Annotated in this window: 4 protein-coding genes; all 4 read right to left on the bottom strand. The window is 61.5% G+C overall.

Annotated features, from left to right (window positions below; genetic code table 11):
• Positions 1 to 143: 143 nt before the first annotated feature.
• From AC0AP0_RS10305 to AC0AP0_RS10290, 4 genes are read right to left on the bottom strand one after another with little or no spacing between them, the layout of a single operon-like run.
• Complete coding sequence (locus tag AC0AP0_RS10305) at positions 144 to 884, bottom strand: histidine phosphatase family protein (RefSeq protein ID WP_198207012.1); 741 nt, start codon at positions 882 to 884, stop codon at positions 144 to 146.
• On the bottom strand, positions 877 to 1,353 hold the full coding sequence (gene rsfS, locus AC0AP0_RS10300; protein ID WP_490430391.1) for a ribosome silencing factor: 477 nt from the start codon (positions 1,351 to 1,353) through the stop codon (positions 877 to 879). The genes AC0AP0_RS10305 and rsfS overlap by 8 nt, the downstream gene beginning before the upstream one ends.
• Before the next feature lie 41 nt (positions 1,354 to 1,394).
• On the bottom strand, positions 1,395 to 2,771 hold the full coding sequence (gene glmU, locus AC0AP0_RS10295; protein WP_490430392.1) for a bifunctional UDP-N-acetylglucosamine diphosphorylase/glucosamine-1-phosphate N-acetyltransferase GlmU: 1,377 nt from the start codon (positions 2,769 to 2,771) through the stop codon (positions 1,395 to 1,397).
• Positions 2,772 to 2,785: 14 nt separating this feature from the next.
• On the bottom strand, positions 2,786 to 3,583 hold the full coding sequence (locus AC0AP0_RS10290) for an HAD-IIA family hydrolase (RefSeq protein WP_015021717.1): 798 nt from the start codon (positions 3,581 to 3,583) through the stop codon (positions 2,786 to 2,788).
• Positions 3,584 to 3,628 lie beyond the last annotated feature (45 nt).

Genomic DNA, 3,628 nt, shown 5'->3' with positions numbered 1-3,628 from the left:
GCCGGCGATGATCTGCGCCCAGGAAATGTCATGAAAGAACTGCTTCACTCCGACCCCTTTTGATCCAACGGCTGGTTGCTGCGCTCTTATGGTAGCTGGTGGTCATGGCGATAGTGTAATGGTCGGCCGACCGCCCAAGAACCTCAGTCGGTCTGGACCAGCCCCCGGGGATTGTCCCAGTCACCCCGCATAGCGATGGCTGGACCACGATTGTAATCAATCATGGACCATCGCAGGCCACCGTCTGGCAGGTCTCGCGGCATCAATCGCGCCCAGTGGGCGTTCCGCATGGTGACCAGGCCCAGGTATTCGGGATACGCATTGGCCATGCCCAGCAGGGCCTGAAGGGTCTCGGCAATAAAGGACCCATGGGAGAAGACCATGAGATCCGTGTCCGGACCAGCCCGGTGAATCCATCGGTTCAGGGTTTCCAGGCCTCGTTTGCCCACCTGGGCCTTGGTCTCGGCACCGTGGAGCAGCTCTCCCCCGGCGCCCCGGGACCAGGATTCGTAATCCTCGGGCCAGCGTTGACGAACCTCCTCAGCACTGGCTCCCTCCCACTCACCGAAGCTGCGTTCACGCAGCCCGCGATCAAGATGGACCGGCTGATCCAATGGATCGGCGAAGGCATGAGCAGTGGCAGCAGCCCGGCCCAGATCAGAGGAGACCACCAGCAGGTGACGGTCTTGGGGTGCGCCGTCCACATATTCAGCCCGCAGCTCCTCGCCGGTCCTCTCCACCTGCCAGCGGCCTACGCTGTTGAGAGGAATGTCAATCTGGCCCTGCATCCTGTGCCCTGCATTGTATGAGGTCTGCCCATGGCGGACCACTGTCATGGAGCGCACATGCCGGCTATCTTCGGCGGTGGTATCTGTGTCAGTCATGGCTTTCCTGAGGATCAGCGAAACGGCTGCGTAGATCATCCTCATTCAGATTATCCGCCTTGGAGGCCAGCTGGCCGTCCGGATCATCATCGGCAAGGGTGAAGGGATGCTCCAGCTGCAGGTCCACCTGGGGGCAGTCCTTCCAGAGCCGTTCCAGGTCGTAGTAGGCCCGGGCCTGCTTGTGCATGATGTGGATGACGAAGTCACCGTAGTCCAGCAGAACCCACTGAGCCTCCTGCACGCCTTCCCGAGAACGCGGGTCCAGATTCTTTTGCAGATGGAGCTGCTTCTCCACCTCCTCGGCGATGGCCAGAACCTGACGTTCGTTGCTACCGGTGGCCACCATGAAGATGTCAGTGATGGCAATGGGCTGGGAGACGTCGAAGGCCACGATGTCCATGGCCTTGACATCGTTGGCAGCCCGAGCGGCCACCCGGACCGCGTCGATGGATTCCTGCAATGCTGGCACTTGTCACGCCTTTCCTCGTTGTGAAGCAGATGCTGTCATGGTTACCGTTCCCAGGCGGGCTTCCAGTCCGGAACCTGATGCTGGTCATTGGTGGAATAAACCATGGCCCCGTCTTCCACCGGATGGCGGATGACCGATCCGGCTCCGGTCGTGACTCCGTCGCCCACCTGGACCGGAGCTACGAAGAGATTCCCTGCGCCCACGTGCACTTCCGACCCAATCTCGGTGCGGTTCTTATGCACGCCATCGTAGTTGGCCGTGATGGATCCGCCACCCACGTTGCTGTCGTGGCCTATGTGCGCATCCCCCACATAGGAAAGGTGGGGAACCTTGGTCCCGTGGTCGATGGTGGCCTTCTTCATCTCGACGAAGGCCCCGGCCTTGGTGTCCTCGGCAAGGACGTTGCCGGCCCTCAGATAGGTCCAGGGGCCGATGTTGGCCCGGGCTCCAATCCGGGTCTCCTGCACGCGGGAGCGCTCAACCTTGGCCTGCGGCTCCACAATCGCATCAATCAGGGTGGTATATGGGCCGATGACGGCATCCGAGGCGATCTCGGTATGACCCTGCAGGAAACAGCCGGGAAGAATGACGGCATCCTGCTGGATGACCACGTCGTCCTCAATCCAGGTGGTGGATGGGTCCAGGATGGTCACCCCCTGGCGCATGAACTCCTGGCAGACCCGCAGGTTATGGGCCTTAGCCAGATCGGCCAACTGAATCCTGTCGTTGACCCCTTCAACCTTGAGCGGATCAGGAGCGGCGAAGGCCCCGACCCTGCCCAGGCGACGAGCAGTCTCCAAGGCATCGGTCAGATAGAACTCCCCCTGGGCGTTGCTGTCATCCAGGCCGCGGACCGCCTGTCGGAGCAGGTCAGCCTCGAAGACGTAAACAGAGGTGTTGACTTCCTTGACGGCCAGCTCGGTGCCGGTGGCATCCCGCTGTTCGACGATGCGCAGAACCCGTCCATCCTGGTCACGAATGATGCGACCGTATCCGGTGGGATCGTCCAGATTTACTGTCAGCACGGTGGCGCCGTCGCCGGAGCTGACATGATAGTCGAGCAGGCTATGCAACGTGTCTGCGTCCAACAGGGGCATGTCGGAGGCGACGATCAGCACCTGACCGTCGTGTCGAAGTTCCCCATCCAGCTGATCCACGGCGCACTGGACCGCGCGTCCCGTACCCGGTCGGCTGTCCTGACGCACGATGCGCACCTGCGAATCGTAAGAGCGTGCAGCCTGCGCCACCAGGTCGGCCTGATGATGAACTACCACAGCCGTCATCTCGGGATTCAGAGCAGTCACCGAAGTCATGACCCGTTGCAAGAAAGTCTTGCCGGCCAGGGTGTGCAGAACCTTGGGATGGGCCGAGCGCATGCGAGTGCCCTCGCCTGCAGCCAGAATGATGCCAGCGGTCAGCGTCTGCCCGCCGCTCAAAACTCCACCACCCCGCTCTCGGCGATGTCGATCAGATCCTGAATGGAGTCCACCACCTGGTCAGGGCGGTAGGGGAAGGTTTCCACCTCGGATCGTGTAGTGATGCCGGTCAGCACCAGGAAGGTGTTCAGGCCAGCCTCAACTCCGGCCACCACATCAGTATCCATTCGGTCGCCAATCATGGCCGTGGTCTCGGAGTGGCCGCCCACCCTGTTCAGAGCCGTACGGAACATAATGGGATTGGGCTTGCCCACAAAATAGGGCTCCCGGTTGGTGGCCTTGGTCACCAGAGCTGCGACGGCTCCCGCCGCAGGCAGGACGCCGTTCTCGCTGGGGCCTGTGGCGTCCGGGTTGGTGCAGATGAAACGGGCCCCGCCCAGAATCAAGCGGATAGCTGTGGTGATGGACTCAAAGGAGTAGGTTCGGGTCTCGCCCAGAATCACATAGTCCGGGTTGATATCGGAAAGAATGAACCCGGCCTCGTGCAAGGCTGTGGTCAGCCCGGCCTCACCAATCACATAGGCCGACCCCCGCGGCATAGTCCGAGACACGAAGTCGGCTGTAGCCAAGGCTGAGGTCCAGATCCGGTCTTCAGGCACATCGATACCCGAACGACCAAGGCGGGCCGAAAGGTCGCGAGGGGTGTAGATGGGATTGTTGGTCAGCACCAGATACTGGCGGTTATTGCGCTTGAGGGTGTCGATGAATTCGGCAGCGCCGGGCAGGGCCGTGTTCTCGTGCACCAGCACGCCGTCCATGTCGGTGAGCCAGGTTTCGATCTTCTTGACTGCCAAGACAGTTCCTTTCGGTTGGTCACCGACCCCAAGGAGGCCGTCTCC

Source organism: Bifidobacterium sp. POST2/T3 (B1) (genome assembly GCF_058197115.1).
This window is presented reverse-complemented; position numbering and strand designations above follow the sequence as displayed.

Excerpts from the sequence above, each read along its gene's own strand:
- AC0AP0_RS10305 (WP_198207012.1), bottom strand. The coding sequence starts at position 884 with ATGACTGACACAGATACCACCGCCGAAGATAGCCGGCATGTGCGCTCC.